At 65.3% G+C, this 13,817-nt stretch carries 13 protein-coding genes; 9 read left to right on the plus strand and 4 right to left on the minus strand.

Annotated elements, in window-relative coordinates; genetic code table 11:
• Window positions 1-16: 16 nt before the first annotated feature.
• On the minus strand, window positions 17-724 hold the full coding sequence (locus tag C7449_RS13250; RefSeq protein WP_108003290.1) for a CBS domain-containing protein: 708 nt from the start codon (window positions 722-724) through the stop codon (window positions 17-19).
• 102 nt (window positions 725-826) lie between these two features.
• Here C7449_RS13250 and C7449_RS13255 point away from each other — a divergent pair, with 102 nt between their 5' ends.
• Window positions 827-1,609 carry an SDR family oxidoreductase gene (locus tag C7449_RS13255; RefSeq protein WP_108003291.1) on the plus strand — a complete coding sequence of 261 codons (783 nt, stop codon included), beginning with the start codon at window positions 827-829 and terminating at the stop codon, window positions 1,607-1,609.
• Window positions 1,610-1,648: 39 nt separating this feature from the next.
• On the opposite strand, the gene C7449_RS13260 is transcribed toward C7449_RS13255, so the two are convergent.
• Complete coding sequence (locus C7449_RS13260) at window positions 1,649-2,044, minus strand: hypothetical protein (protein WP_108003292.1); 396 nt, start codon at window positions 2,042-2,044, stop codon at window positions 1,649-1,651.
• Window positions 2,045-2,370: 326 nt separating this feature from the next.
• Here C7449_RS13260 and C7449_RS13265 point away from each other — a divergent pair, with 326 nt between their 5' ends.
• Entirely contained in the window at window positions 2,371-3,276 is a 906-nt protein-coding gene (locus tag C7449_RS13265; RefSeq protein ID WP_108003293.1) for a hypothetical protein, read from the plus strand.
• 86 nt (window positions 3,277-3,362) lie between these two features.
• Here C7449_RS13265 and C7449_RS13270 read toward each other — a convergent pair whose 3' ends face one another.
• Window positions 3,363-3,599, minus strand: coding sequence for a hypothetical protein (locus C7449_RS13270; protein WP_108003294.1), 237 nt, complete (start codon window positions 3,597-3,599; stop codon window positions 3,363-3,365).
• A gap of 234 nt (window positions 3,600-3,833) precedes the next feature.
• On the opposite strand from C7449_RS13270, the gene C7449_RS13275 reads away from it, so the two are divergent.
• Complete coding sequence (locus tag C7449_RS13275) at window positions 3,834-4,145, plus strand: DUF982 domain-containing protein (RefSeq protein WP_374828200.1); 312 nt, start codon at window positions 3,834-3,836, stop codon at window positions 4,143-4,145.
• A gap of 136 nt (window positions 4,146-4,281) precedes the next feature.
• On the opposite strand, the gene C7449_RS13280 is transcribed toward C7449_RS13275, so the two are convergent.
• Window positions 4,282-4,749, minus strand: coding sequence for an NUDIX hydrolase (locus C7449_RS13280; protein WP_170115886.1), 468 nt, complete (start codon window positions 4,747-4,749; stop codon window positions 4,282-4,284).
• Window positions 4,750-4,990: 241 nt separating this feature from the next.
• On the opposite strand from C7449_RS13280, the gene pcaD reads away from it, so the two are divergent.
• The 6 genes from pcaD (at window position 4,991) to C7449_RS13310 (ending at window position 13,799) form a co-directional block, all read left to right on the plus strand.
• Window positions 4,991-5,803, plus strand: a complete 813-nt coding sequence (pcaD, locus tag C7449_RS13285) for a 3-oxoadipate enol-lactonase (protein WP_108003296.1) — start codon at window positions 4,991-4,993, stop codon at window positions 5,801-5,803.
• A gap of 246 nt (window positions 5,804-6,049) precedes the next feature.
• Window positions 6,050-7,813 (plus strand): ABC transporter ATP-binding protein, encoded by a 1,764-nt coding sequence (locus C7449_RS13290; protein ID WP_108003297.1) that lies wholly within the window; start codon window positions 6,050-6,052, stop codon window positions 7,811-7,813.
• Between the two features lie 186 nt (window positions 7,814-7,999).
• Entirely contained in the window at window positions 8,000-8,668 is a 669-nt protein-coding gene (locus tag C7449_RS13295; protein ID WP_108003298.1) for a CBS domain-containing protein, read from the plus strand.
• Between the two features lie 55 nt (window positions 8,669-8,723).
• Window positions 8,724-9,752, plus strand: coding sequence for an alcohol dehydrogenase AdhP (gene adhP, locus C7449_RS13300; protein ID WP_108003299.1), 1,029 nt, complete (start codon window positions 8,724-8,726; stop codon window positions 9,750-9,752).
• 68 nt (window positions 9,753-9,820) lie between these two features.
• Window positions 9,821-12,283, plus strand: coding sequence for a phosphoketolase family protein (locus C7449_RS13305; RefSeq protein ID WP_170115887.1), 2,463 nt, complete (start codon window positions 9,821-9,823; stop codon window positions 12,281-12,283).
• 190 nt (window positions 12,284-12,473) lie between these two features.
• The gene (locus C7449_RS13310) at window positions 12,474-13,799 is read left to right on the plus strand and encodes a glucoamylase family protein (RefSeq protein WP_108003300.1); all 1,326 of its coding nucleotides are present in this window, start codon (window positions 12,474-12,476) and stop codon (window positions 13,797-13,799) included.
• The last annotated feature ends 18 nt before the right edge of the window (window positions 13,800-13,817 follow it).

Raw genomic sequence — 13,817 nt, forward strand, 5'->3', positions numbered from 1 at the left:
GGTCCATCAAAGCTGTTCAAGCATCCGCCGCTCCAGCGACGGTGTGCGTGTCGGTCCATGTCCGGGGCTGGAACCCCGCTTCGCTGGCCGCGTCGATGAAGGCGGCCTTGGCCAGTTGGGGATCATCATTTCCCCGCAGCACCTGCTCGCACATGGCGATGGCGTGCCGGCGGGATTGCCCGGATCGGGCGGACCAGTGGCTTCGCAGGCACAGCATGGCGTCGCGGGTGCTGATCACTCGCAGCACGCGGCCGGGGGCCTCGACGATCACCGCCTCGTCCCAGAGCCGATCCATCGTGAACAGGGGATCCATCTCGCATCCCGCTGCGCCTGTCCGCTCCACGTCCGAGCGCGTGATCACGCCGACGACGCGAAGGTCGCTGTCGACCACGACCAGGCGCCTGAGGTCGAGCTCGCACATCTTCTCGATGACGGTGTCGACGTCATCGTCCGGATGGCAGACCTCCGCCGACACCGTCATAAACTCGTAAAGCGCGGCCGAGCCCGACAGCCCGTCCGCAAACACCGAGAGGACGAGGTCGCGATCGGTGACGATGCCGACGACCCGGCCGGTGCCGGGCACCTCGACGGGCAGGATGCCGATGTTCATCGCGTTCATCAGGCGCGCGGCCGACTGGGCCGAATCGTTCGGCGAGATCGTCACCACCTGCCTCGTCATCGCATCACGCACGCGCACCGTTTTCTCGTCCGTTTCGCTGCCCATGAACTCCAACACTATCAACTTACCATGGCGTTAGGAGTTCCAGAAGATCGGGAGGGAACCCCAGGCGGTCCATGGCGTTTCAGTCCCGGCGGAGGCGAGGCGATGGACTTTTCCGGAAAAGTGGCGCTGGTGACGGGTGCAGGCTCGGGCATCGGTCGGGCGACGGCGATCGAACTCGCGCGGCAGGGCGCATCGGTCGGGGCGCTCAGCCGTGAAATCGACGAACTCGAAACGCTGCAAACCGAAATCCACAGCTTTGGCGGCAAGTGCCAGACGCTGGCGGCGGACATTTCGCACGAGGACGAGTTGCGCGACGCGGTCGACCGGCTGGTGTCGGCGAAAGGCCGGCTCGACGTCGTCATAGCCAATGCCGGCATCAACGGCGTCTGGGCGCCCATCGACGACCTGCAGCCGTCCGAATGGGATCAGACGATCGCCGTCAACCTGCGCGGGACGTACCTGACCCTGCACCTGTGCGTGCCGCATCTGAAGCGGGCGGGCGGCGGCGCGATCGTCGTCGTCGGCTCGATCAACGGAACCCGTACCTTCACCTCGGCCGGCGCGACGGCCTATGCCGCCACCAAGGCGGCCCAGCTGGCAATGGTGCAGCAGCTGGCGCTCGAACTCGGCAAGGCGCACATCCGGATCAACGCGGTCTGCCCCGGGGCGATCGAGACCAACATCGACGACAACACCGAGCGGCGGGACACGGACGAGGCGGAAATCCCCGTCATCTGGCCGGAGGGGGAAATTCCCGTGACCGACGGCCGGCCGGGCCTTCCGCGCGACGTCGCCGCGGCCATCCTCTTTCTGGCCTCGCCGGCGGCGCGGCACATCACCGGCACGCCGCTGTGGATCGATGGGGGGCAAGGTCTTCTGCGGTGAGTCTGCGATCTGCCGCGGCAACAAGAGGCGCACGCCTCGTCAGCGCTGGGTGCCGTTTGGAGTCGTGACCGGTGACTGGCCGCCGGTCCCCGTTTGATAGGTCGGATCGTGTTCCGTCGGAGCCTTGCCGGCCTTCTGTTCGGATGACGGGGCGGTCTCGGCCGTGCTGCCGTTCGATGGCTGCGTATTTGGTTGCGTCTTCGGCTGTGAGTTGTGCACGGCCGGTTCGCTGCGCGTCGCCTCGGCGGCGTCATCCTGTGCCTCCGCCCAATACTCCACAGCGCCCCAGCCGATCAGCGCCAGCAGCAGAGCGCCGCCGAGCACGAGTGCCACGGGGCGGCCGAACGAGCCTTGCCTGGCCTGCGTGGCGCTCAACTCCACGGGCGGCTCCTGCGGCTGCCTGCGCGGCTCGCGTCCGTCGGTCGAATTGCTCAAAGGTCCTGCCTCCTGGTGAATGTGCCAACCCTCGGGAAACCGCGGGGTGGACGGAAAGTTCCAAACCGTGGGGCGACATAGCGGCATCGACGATCCGGACGCCGCAACCGTCCAACCACGACAGGATGTAATGCAGTTCCGGAACAAACCTTCCGCTGCATTGTTGAAGCAGGGCGACCGTCCTTGCCGCGGCCGCCCAGAAAAAAGGGCAAGGTGAATGGAAGACGAATGGAGGTTAAAATGGGACGTGGCATTCTTCTTTGGCTTCTCGGCGTTCCGATCCCGATCATCATCCTTCTGCTGTTGTTCTGGCGATAGGAGCGGCCATGTCTATGGATATCGTGACAACTGCGCCGGCCAACGAATCGGCCCGCTCGGCGATCAGCTGGGCGGCGATCATCGCCGGGGCGCTCGCCGCCGCGGCGTTGACGCTGGTGCTGCTGCTGGTCGGATCGGGCCTCGGCCTGACGATGGTATCGCCCTGGGCGGGCCAGAACAGTTCGCTGACCACGATCGGCGCCTCGGCAGCCGCCTGGCTCGTCGTCGTCTCCTGGCTCTCCTCGCTGATCGGCGGCTATATCACCGGGCGGCTGCGGACCAAATGGGTGGGCATCCACACCGACGAGACCTTCTTTCGCGACACGGCGCACGGCTTCCTCTCCTGGAGCCTCGCAACGCTCTTCGTCGCCTGGCTGATGAGCTCGACGCTGGCGTCGATCCTTGGGGCTGGCACCCAGGCGGCGGCGGCTGCAGTCGGAGCGACCGGAGCGGCGGCCACGACGGCGGCCACCTCGGCGGCCACCGCCGGCGGCGGTCCGGATCTGTCGATACGCTACTTCACCGATACGCTGCTGCGGCCGGGTTCAACGCCCACGCCGCCGCCCAACAGCGGTGACAACGAGGCGGTGGCGGCGGAAGTCGGGCGCATCCTGCTGCAGAGTGCTGCCGCCGGCGAGGTCAGCGCGGATGACCGGGCCTACCTGAACCGCGTGGTCGCGGCGCGGACCGGCCTGTCCGAGGCCGACGCAACCGCCCGCGTCGACCAGGTGCTGACCCGGATGAACGAGGCCAAGGTCAAGACGCAGCAGGCAGCCGATACCGCCCGTAAGACGGCGGCGACGGCGGCCCTGCTCGGGGCGCTCGCCCTCGTCGTCGGCGCTTTCATCGCCAGCGCCGCGGCAGCCTTCGGCGGCCGGCTGCGCGACGACGAACAGACGGTGACGGTCAAGTGATCCGCCTGGCGGGCGTTTCGCCCGCCAGGCGCCCGGCGGCCCGTTGCGTGTACGAGGCAACCATGCAACGGGCCGCCCGGGACTGATCAGCGCTGCCGGGTCGGCTCGGTCTCGTCGAAATTGATGTCCCAGTCCTCCTCCGGCTGCGCTCCGGGGGGTCTTTTGTTTGCGGTCGCGTCGTCGCTGCCGGTGATCACCCGCGGCTTGGCGCTCGAGACGCCGTCGTTGGTCGCACCCTTCCGGGTCTTCCTGAACTGACCTTGTGCGTCCTTTTCCGCAGGCGGCTTTTGCCGCGGCGCCCGCGGATCCGATTTATCGTTCATTCCGGTTCTCCCGTCGGGTTGGGGCCGCCGACCACCGGCGCCTCTCGGCGGCTCAACCGGCGTTCGGCTGAAATGTTCCGGCATCCGGCGGTCGGACGCGTGGAACAAAGATCCGCGGATGGAAGTTCTATGGCCGCATACCCCCAACAGTCTGCTCGCAAATGGAGCCAGGCGCATCGTCGCCGGCGGGCTGAAGCGAGCGGCAAAGGAGAGCCAACCGTGTACACCCTGGAAATGCCCTGGTCAGTCCCCGTCAGTATCCGGCTGCAGAGTGGCGTCGAGCGCTCGTTCGCGAGCGTCTATGACGCACTGGACTTCCTGCAGAACGAATGGCCGACCCGCCACGGATACCGCTACGAGCGGGCGATCCAGCAATGCGGCGAAGCGCTGCGGCGGACCCTGCCTTCCGCGGTCGCCCGCGAGGCCTTCATCGCCGCCTGCCTCGAGGCCGGCATGTCGGCGGCAGGGCGGCCGCAGACCGCTGCGGTGAAGCAGATCGCCTCGGCTGCGCAAGTCAAGTTCCAGCCCACCGGGTTCGGGGCTTAGCCCTTCGGTTACCATTTGCCGGCCCCGGAAAACGTTGCGGGGCCGGCGCTGTCCGGACGCGGTCCTCGCGTCGCCACCGCCTCAAGTTCGGATTGTTCAGATGTCCACGGGATGGCTTGCTGCCAGTGGGCGCGAACTAGCTCTGCAGCCCGTCCTCACCAGCCTGGCGCAGCAGTGAAACGAGTTCCGGTTCGTCGACGAGCAGGGCGGCCTCGGCAGGGCGCAGCCATTTGCGCAATCGCGCGCGCCGCTCCTTCCAGCGGGACAGCGTCCGCCGGGTTTCGAGCAGATAGACCGTGACGCGGATCGGGAGGAAGCAGCGCTCCGTCCGCTTCCAGTAGAAGTAGCTGCCGACCGCCTTGCCGGCGATCGTACCCTCGACGCCCGCTTCTTCCTTCGCCTCGATGCGGGCCGCCTTGCGGTCGCTCTTGCCCTTCATGCTCCAGCCCTTGGGAAGGGTGAAGCGACGCGTCTGCCGCGTCGTGATGAGCATGATCTCGATATTGCCTTCCTTGTCGCGCCGGAAGGGCAGCGCGCCGACCTGGTTGAGCACGCTGCCGCCTTCGGCTTCCTGCTCCCTTCGACGATCTTTCCTTGCGCCCATGGCGGTGCTCCTGCCTAGGTCTGATGCCGGGCTGCGATGTGCGGCGATGACAGGTATAACGAAGATCCCGAAGGCAACGTTCCCGGCGACCTGTCCTGTCGTGCGCGTTCGCCAACCCCTTGGAGCCCGAAGCGGCCGCCGAGAGCATGTGGCAGAGGCGAGGCTCGGAGTGCTGGGATGGACTCATTCTACCTGACCGGCTCGAGGGATCAATTTGCTAAAAAGAGGGAAGGAGACGCCCGTGCAATTCGCAACCGTCAACAACGTGATCCTGCATCATCAGCTGATCGGCGGTCCGGCCGGGCGGCCGGTGATCGTCTTTGCCAACGCACTCGGCACCGATTTCCGCATCTGGCGCGATGTCGTGGTGCGGCTTGCCGGCGATTTCCCGATCGTCACCTATGACAAGCGCGGCCACGGCCTATCGGATCTCGGCCAGGTGCCCTATTCGATCGACGACCACGTGCTCGACCTTGCCGCGCTGCTCGACCGGCTCGACGTGAAGGGGGCGGTGATCTGCGGGCTTTCCGTCGGCGGCATGATTGCACAGGGCCTTGCCACAAAGCGCCCGGACCTCGTCAAAGCGCTGGTTCTCTGCGATACGGCGCACCGGATCGGAACCGCCGAGATGTGGGACGCCCGCATCGAAAGCGTCGAGACGAAGGGCATCGAGAGCCTTGCCGACGCCGTGCTGGAGCGCTGGTTCACGCCCGCCTTCCGGCGTCCGGAGAATGCCGCCTATCACGGCTACCGCAACATGCTGACGCGCCAGTCGGCGGTCGGCTACGCCGCCACCTGCGCGGCGCTGCGCGATGCCGACCTTACCGAAACGGCGAAGCGCATTTCCGTGCCGACCCTGTGCGTGGTCGGCGACCAGGATGGCTCGACGCCGCCGGATGTGGTGCTCTCGATGGCGAGACTCATTCCCGGCGCCCGCTACGAGGTGATCAAGGATGCCGGGCACATTCCTTCAATCGAGCAGCCGGAGATCATGACCGAGATGGTCCGGGCCTTCATCGCCACCCTGCCTGAGGTAGGCGATTCGCATCGGTGACGTCCATGCTTGTTCCGACCACGCAGGCATCGCGGCTGTGGGTCGGCGTGGTGGTGGCGGCGACGCGCGGGCAAATCGCCCTGGTTTCCCGCCCAGGCCCCGGGGGAACGGCACTCGCAGGCAAATCCACGCCGGGCCGCGCCACCGATACCGGCCTTGTGGTCCGGTCCGGGTCGGCTAAATTGCTTGCCGCTCTTGGCCGTTTCCGATAGAGACTGCCCGAAAATTGATCAGGGCCGTCCGAACTTGGCGAACAAAAAACCTACATCTGCTCTGTCGCGCAACGAAACATTCCAACTAACCAAGCGCCTGATCGTCGAGTACGGCCTCGAACATCGGAAAAAGTTCTTTCTCGCGATCTTTTGCATGGTGCTCGTCGGGCTGGCCACCAGTTCGGTCGCGTGGCTGAGCAAGTCGATGGTCAACAGCATCTTCGTGGACGGGGACCGCGCAGCCGTGTGGGCCGTCGGTGGCGCCATCATGCTGGCCTTCATCGTCAAGGGCATTGCCGGCTACGGCCAGACCGTCCTGATGGGCACGATCGGCTGCGCGTTGATCGCCAGGCTGCAGCAGGCCCAGTTTCACAAGCTGATACGGCTGCGTCTGATGGACTACACCGCGCATCCGGGCGGCGCGGTGTCCCGCGTCATTCACTCCGCCCGCAACGCCCGTAATGCCATCGTCCTTGTTACGACCAATCTCGCGCGCGACCTGATGACGGTGATCGCGCTGCTCGCCGTGATGATCGTCCAGGATCCGGTCATGAGCCTGTTCGCGTTCGCGATTGCGCCCGTCATCGTGTGGGGGGTGTCGCGAATCATCCGCGAAACGAAGAACCTGTCGCAGGCCGAAGCCGACATGGTTGCCGGGCTGAACGTCGTCGGCGTCGAAGCGCTTCAGGGTGTCCGCGTGGTCAAGGCCTTCAACCTTGAACCGGTAATGGACAAGCGCATCACCGGCGCGATCGTGAAGATGGAGCGGCGACAGGGCAAGCTCATCCGGGTTTCGTCCCTGACCAGCCCGCTGTTCGATATCCTGGCCGGCCTGACCATCGGTTTCTTCATCTTTTACGCCGGCTGGCAAACCATCAATAACGGCAAGACACCCGGCGAATTCATGGCCTTCATCACGGCCTTCCTGCTTGCCTATGACCCGGCCAAGCGGCTTGGAAACCTGAACGTGCAGCTTCAGCGGGAGCTTGTCGGGGTCAAGCGCGCCTTCAATCTGATCGATCATGGCAAACTGGAGGTCTCAGAGGGCACCGGGCAATTGGTGGCCAACGCCGGCGCGCTGGAGTTTCAGGACGTCAGCTTCTCCTACAAGGCCGGCGTCCCGACGATCAGCAACGTGTCATTCTCGGTGACGCCGGGCGAGCGCATTGCCATCGTCGGCCGATCCGGAGCTGGCAAGTCCACGATCATCAATCTGATCATGGGCATGTATCACCCCTCTCACGGCAGCATCCTGATCGATGGCACGGACATCAGCACCGTGACGCTGCAGTCGTTGCGCGATTCGGTTTCCTATGTGGCGCAGGACACGTTCCTCTTTTCAGGGTCGATCCGGGAAAACGTCGCCTTCGGGCAGGCGTCGGCGACCGAGGAGGACATATTGGCGGCGCTCGAAGCGGCCCAGGCGCTGGATTTCGTCCTCAAGCTGCCCCACGGGCTGGAGACCGACGTTGGCAACAACGGCGCCAATCTTTCCGGCGGCCAGCGCCAGCGGATCTCCATTGCCCGTGCTTTCCTGAAGAATGCCCCGATCCTGTTGCTGGACGAAGCGACTTCCGCCCTGGACGGCGATACCGAGAAGCAACTGCAGGCCGCGCTCGAGAAACTGAGCGCAAACAAGACGACGATAACGGTCGCTCACCGGCTCTCCACCATCCTCAGTGCCAAGAAGGTCATCGTCGTGGAAGCCGGGCGGATCGTGGCGGTCGGAACGCATGAGACGTTGCAGCGCGAAAGCGACGTCTACAGAAGCCTGTTTGCCGCACACGAAATCGTCTGAGCAAGGATAGCCCGGCACCGGCGGGTGAAGGGTCGCCACCCCGGCGAGCTTGTGATTGCGCCGATCGGCCGACCGCAGCGTTCCGCTTCGCTGGATGTCTCCGCAGGGGCGATGAGCGGTTGTCGAACCCGGCCGCTCGGGTTACTCTAGCGCCGCTCGTCACGGTATCAGGCCGGAGTAGCGCGCATGCACGTCAAGGACGTAATGACGACACGGGTCGTGCGCATATCGCCTGACAACAGCGTCAGACAGGCAGCCCGTATGATGTTCGACAATAATGTCAGCGGCGTTCCGGTCGTCGACGACCAGGGGCAGCTGGTCGGCATTATCAGCGAGGGCGACCTGATCCGGCGGACGGAACTGTGCAGCGGGACCCCGTCGCCAGCCGACACCGGGCTCGCTCCTGACGAAATCGCGGCAGCCTATGTGAAGCGGTGCTCCTGGCGGGTGGGCGACGCGATGACGCCCGACCCCGTCAGCATCGATGAGGATGCGTCGGTGACGCGGGCTGCGCGGATCATGCACGAGCGCGGCATCAAGCGCCTTCCCGTTTTGCGCAACGGCGAACTGGTCGGCATCATCAGTCGCTGGGATCTTCTCCAGGCCGTCCTCTCGGCACGACAGGACGACCTGCCGGCCGGCGACGACGCGATCCGCCGCAGCGTTCTTGCCCGGCTCGGCGACAACACCGGGCTGGAAGGCCTCAATGTCACGGCCACCGTCAGCGACGGGATCGTGCACCTTTGGGGAAATGTCGAGACGGCCGGTTGCCGGAGGGCCGCGCGCCTGCTGGCCGAGAACGTGCGCGGCGTCAGGGGCGTGGTCGAGCACTTCCCCGATCCCTATCCGCGATAGCCGCCCCATGGGGGCGCGACCGCATGAGGTCGCCGATCATGGGAGGAGGATCAAGATGGCACAGACGATGAAGGCGGCGGTCGTTCGACGGTTCCGCACGCCGCTCGTGATCGAGGAGATGCCGGTTCCGACCCCCGCGGCCGGCGAGATACTCGTAAAATATGAAGCGACCGGTGTGTGCCACACCGATCTGCACGCGGCAAACGGCGATTGGCCGGTAAAGCCGAGCCCGCCGTTCATCCCGGGCCACGAGGGCGTCGGGTTCGTCGCCGCCGTCGGCGCGGGCGTGAAGCGCGTCAAGGAAGGGGACCGGGTCGGCGTGCCATGGCTGCACACCGCCTGCGGCTACTGCCCTTACTGCCGCACCGGCTGGGAGACGCTGTGCGCGTCGCAATCCAATACCGGATATTCGGTGAACGGCACGTTCGCCGAATACGGCCTGGCCGATCCCGATTTCGTCGGCATGCTTCCCGACCAGCTGGAATTCGGACCTGCCGCTCCGGTTCTCTGCGCCGGCGTCACCGTGTACAAGGGCCTGAAGGAGACGGAAGTCCGCCCCGGCGAATGGGTTGCGATCTCGGGCGTCGGCGGGCTGGGGCACATGGCGGTGCAGTATGCCAAGGCCATGGGCATGAACGTCGTCGCCGCCGACATATTCGACGACAAGCTGGCGCTGGCAAAACAACTCGGCGCTGACGTCACGGTCAATGGCACGGCAGACGATGCCGTAGCCCAGGTCCAGAAGGCCACGAGCGGCGGCGTCCATGGCGCGCTGGTGACGGCGGTTTCTCCCGCAGCCATGGAGCAGGCCTACGGGTTCATGCGGTCGAAGGGCACGATGGTGCTTGTCGGCCTGCCTCCCGGAAGGATTGCCCTGCCGGTGTTCGAAACGGTCCTGAAACGCCTGACGGTGCGCGGGTCGATCGTGGGAACCCGCCAGGACCTCGAGGAATCCCTGCAGTTCGCTGCGGAAGGCAAGGTCGCCTCGCATTTTTCCTGGGAAGCCCTCGAGAGCATCAACGATATCTTCCGCCGCATGGAAGAGGGAAAGATCGACGGCCGCATCGTCATGCGGCTGCACTGATGCACGGCTGCCGAGCAGTTGGCGGCCTGGAGCGGATTTTAAAAATTCATCGTGTTCGGGAGGCTGAGATGGTTTCACTCAAGACGGCAGCAGTGGCCGGAGCGGTGGCGGACGAAGCGGGGGCGGCAACCGGGCCGTCGCCGGACGAGCTTCGGCTGCTGGACGCCTATTGGCGGGCCTCCAACTATCTCTCCGTCGGGCAGATCTACCTGCTCGACAACCCGCTCCTGCGCGAGCCGTTGAAGCGGGAGCACATCAAGCCGCGCCTGCTCGGCCACTGGGGAACGTCGCCGGGGCTCAACATGCTCTACGTCCACCTCAACCGGGTGATCAAGCGCGACGACCTGAACATGATCTACGTGATCGGCCCCGGCCACGGCGGGCCGTCATTGGTCGCCCATGCCTATCTGGAGGGCACCTACAGCGAGTTCTATCCGAACATCAGCCAGGACGCCGAGGGCATGCAGCGGCTGTTCAAGCAGTTCAGCTTTCCCGGCGGCATTCCAAGCCATGTCGCGCCGGAGACGCCCGGCAGCATCCACGAGGGCGGCGAGCTCGGATATGCGCTGAGCCACGCCTATGGCGCGGCGTTCGACAATCCGGACCTGATCGTCGCCTGCGTCGTCGGCGACGGCGAGGCGGAGACCGGGCCGCTTGCGACCGGCTGGCATGGCAACAAGTTCCTGAACCCGGCCCGCGACGGCTGCGTGCTGCCGATCCTGCACCTGAACGGCTACAAGATCGCCAACCCGTGCTACCTCGCCCGCATTCCGAGGGACGAGCTGCAGAAGTACCTCGAAGGCATGGGTTACAAGCCCTACTTCGTCGAAGGCCATGAGCCCGAAGAGGTGCACCGGGAACTGGCCGAGGCGCTGGACACCATCGTCGCCGAAATCAAGGACATCTGGGCCGAGGCCCGCCAGAACGGCAACCTCAAGCGCCCGGCATGGCCGATGATCGTCTTCCGCACGCCGAAGGGCTGGACATGCCCTGCGGAGATCGACGGCAAGAAATGCGAGGACTACTGGCGCTCCCACCAGGTGCCGATGGGCGACATGGACAAGCCCGAACACATCCACATCCTCGAACAGTGGATGAAGAGCTATCGCCCCGAGGAACTCTTCGACGAAAACGGCAGGCTCAGGCCGGAACTGGCGGCGCTGGCGCCGACCGGGCGCCGCCGCATGAGCGACAATCCCCATGCAAATGGCGGGGTGCTGCTGCGCGACCTCAAGATGCCGGACTTTCGCGACTACGGGGTGGAGGTCCCAAGCCCCGGCGCGACGACGGCGGAGTCTGCCCGGGTGATGGGAAAATTCCTGCGCGACGTGATGAAGGAAAACCTCGGCGACAAGAACTTCCGGCTGTTCAGCCCCGACGAGAACAACTCCAACCGCTGGCAGGACGTGCTCGAGGTGACGAACCGCTGCTACATGGCGGAGATCTATCCCGAGGACGATCACCTCTCGCCGGATGGCCGCATCATGGAGGTGCTCAGCGAGCATCAATGCCAGGGCTGGCTGGAGGGATACCTGCTGACCGGACGCCACGGCTTCTTCTCCTGCTACGAAGCCTTCATCCACATCATCGATTCGATGTTCAACCAGCACGCCAAGTGGCTGAAGGTGTGCAACGAGATCCACTGGCGCCGGCCGATCGCCTCGCTGAACTACTTCCTCAGCTCGCATGTCTGGCGGCAGGACCACAACGGCTTCAGCCACCAGGACCCAGGCTTCATCGACCACGTCGTCAACAAGAAGGCCGAGGTGGTTCGCGTCTACCTGCCGCCGGACGCAAACACGCTGCTGTCGGTCACCGACCACTGCCTGCGCAGCCGCAACTACGTCAACGTCGTCGTCGCCGGCAAGCAGCCGGCGCCGCAGTGGCTGACGATGTCCGAGGCTGTCCGGCACTGCGCCATGGGGCTCGGCATCTGGGAGTGGGCCAGCAGCGACCGGGGCAGCGAGCCGGATGTGGTGATGGCCTGCTGCGGCGACGTTCCCACGCTCGAGACGCTGGCGGCGGTGCAGCTTTTGCGCGAACACCTGCCGGACCTCAAGGTGCGGGTAATCAACGTGGTGAACCTGATGAAGCTGCAGCCGGCGAGCGAACACCCGCACGGCCTGTCGGACCGCGACTTCGATGCGCTGTTTACCCGGGACAAGCCGATCATCTTCGCCTTCCATGGCTATCCCTGGCTTATCCACCGGCTGACCTATCGCCGGACCAACCACAAGAACCTGCATGTCCGGGGCTACAAGGAGGAGGGCACGACCACGACGCCGTTCGACATGGTGGTGTTGAACGACCTAGACCGGTTCCACCTGGTCGGCGACGTCATCGATCGCCTGCCGCAGCTCGGAGCCCGCGCCGCCTACTTCAAGCAGGCGATCCAGGCCAAGCTGATCGAGCATCGCCAGTACATCGAGGAGCATGGCGACGACATGCCATCGATCAGCGGCTGGAAATGGGGCGTCAGGGGTACCGACGCAGGGAAGGGGGCGACGTCGACGGAAGGCGACAATGCCTAGGCGCTGAGCCCAAGCCTGCAAACCGTGTACGCACCGATCGAGGGATCCATCGGATGGTCCGAACGAATGGCAGAGTTGCAGGCGCCATGCACCGCGACGCCATTGCACCGACAGCGGCGCAACGGCGTTGCGGAACGCCGCTTGCGGGCGGCGCTCGCAACCAGGCTGTCAAACTGATGGTCGGCCGGCCATGACGGAACTGCTGTCGACGGACCCCGAACTGAAGCGGATGCCGACCGACCTGGATTTCGCCCGCCTCCAGTTCACGACGGTGCTGTACTACCTGAATTGCACCAATCCGGACAACGGGCTGGTTCGCGACAAGACCGATCCGGAGGCGCCCGCCAGCATCGCCGCGATCGGCATGGCTCTGGCGACGATCCCGGTGCTGGTGGAACGCGGCGTCATCATCCGCAAGTTCGCGGGGAAGATCGCACGTCGGCGGCTGGAGTCTCTGCTGGAGTACCCGCAGGGACCTGAACCGGACGCCTCCGGCTACAAGGGCTTCTTCTATCATTTCCTCGACATCGAAACCGGCCGCCGCGTCTGGGACTGCGAACTGTCGACGATCGACTCGGCGTTTCTTTTCGCCGGCGCGCTGACGGTTGCGGCCTACTTTGACGGCGATACCCTGGAAGAGGTCGAGATCCGCCGTCTCGCCAACGCCCTTTACGAACGGGCGGACTGGAACTGGGCCTGTGACTACGGGCCGACGCTGACCCATGGGTGGCGGCCGGAAAGCGGCTTCATCCCCTACCGCTGGCGGGGCTATGACGAGGGGCTGCTGCTCTACATCCTCGGCCTCGGATCGCCGACGCATCCGCTGCCGCCGGAGGCCTATGCCGCCTACACCGAGAGCTATGAATGGCGAAACCTCTACGGTCGCGAACTGCTCTACTCGGGCCCGCTGTTCACGCATCAGCTGTCGCACTTGTGGATCGACTTTCGCGGCATCCGCGACGCGTTCATGCGGGAACATGACAGCGACTATTTCCGCAACAGCCGGCACGCGACGTTCGTGCAGCAGGAATACGCGATCCGCAATCCGCTCAACTTCGTCGGCTACGGCGAACACTGCTGGGGGTTCACCGCCAGCGACGGGCCGGGCTGGACAACGCGACGCATCGGCGGCGTCGACCGGCAATTCTTCGACTACATCGCCCGCGGCGCCCCGTTCGGGCCCGACGACGGAACGGTCTCGCCCTGGGCGGTCATCGCCTCGCTGCCGTTCGCGCCGGAGATCGTCATCCCGACCGTCTGGAACTTCGCGCGCATGAAGCTCGGCATGACCCGGCTCTACGGCTTCAAGCCGTCGTTCAACCAGACCTACGCCGTGGAAGGCAATCCGACCGGCTGGTGGGTCAGTCCGTATCACTTCGGCATTGACCAGGGTCCGGTTGTGCTGATGATCGAAAACTACAGGAGCGGCCTGCTGTGGAACATTATGCGGCGCTGCAAGCCGATCGTCGTCGGTTTGACACGCGCCGGGTTCTCGGGTGGATGGCTGGGCGCATGACGGCGCCGCCGGTCAGGG

The organism is Mycoplana dimorpha (genome assembly GCF_003046475.1).
In the GTDB taxonomy this organism is placed as follows: domain Bacteria; phylum Pseudomonadota; class Alphaproteobacteria; order Rhizobiales; family Rhizobiaceae; genus Mycoplana; species Mycoplana dimorpha.

Excerpts from the sequence above, each read along its gene's own strand:
- C7449_RS13250 (WP_108003290.1), bottom strand. The coding sequence starts at position 724 with ATGGGCAGCGAAACGGACGAGAAAACGGTGCGCGTGCGTGATGCGATG.
- C7449_RS13255 (WP_108003291.1), top strand. The coding sequence starts at position 827 with ATGGACTTTTCCGGAAAAGTGGCGCTGGTGACGGGTGCAGGCTCGGGC.
- C7449_RS13265 (WP_108003293.1), top strand. The coding sequence starts at position 2,371 with ATGTCTATGGATATCGTGACAACTGCGCCGGCCAACGAATCGGCCCGC.
- C7449_RS13270 (WP_108003294.1), bottom strand. The coding sequence starts at position 3,599 with ATGAACGATAAATCGGATCCGCGGGCGCCGCGGCAAAAGCCGCCTGCG.
- C7449_RS13275 (WP_374828200.1), top strand. The coding sequence starts at position 3,834 with ATGCCCTGGTCAGTCCCCGTCAGTATCCGGCTGCAGAGTGGCGTCGAG.
- C7449_RS13280 (WP_170115886.1), bottom strand. The coding sequence starts at position 4,749 with ATGGGCGCAAGGAAAGATCGTCGAAGGGAGCAGGAAGCCGAAGGCGGC.
- C7449_RS13295 (WP_108003298.1), top strand. The coding sequence starts at position 8,000 with ATGCACGTCAAGGACGTAATGACGACACGGGTCGTGCGCATATCGCCT.
- adhP (WP_108003299.1), top strand. The coding sequence starts at position 8,724 with ATGGCACAGACGATGAAGGCGGCGGTCGTTCGACGGTTCCGCACGCCG.
- C7449_RS13305 (WP_170115887.1), top strand. The coding sequence starts at position 9,821 with ATGGTTTCACTCAAGACGGCAGCAGTGGCCGGAGCGGTGGCGGACGAA.
- C7449_RS13310 (WP_108003300.1), top strand. The coding sequence starts at position 12,474 with ATGACGGAACTGCTGTCGACGGACCCCGAACTGAAGCGGATGCCGACC.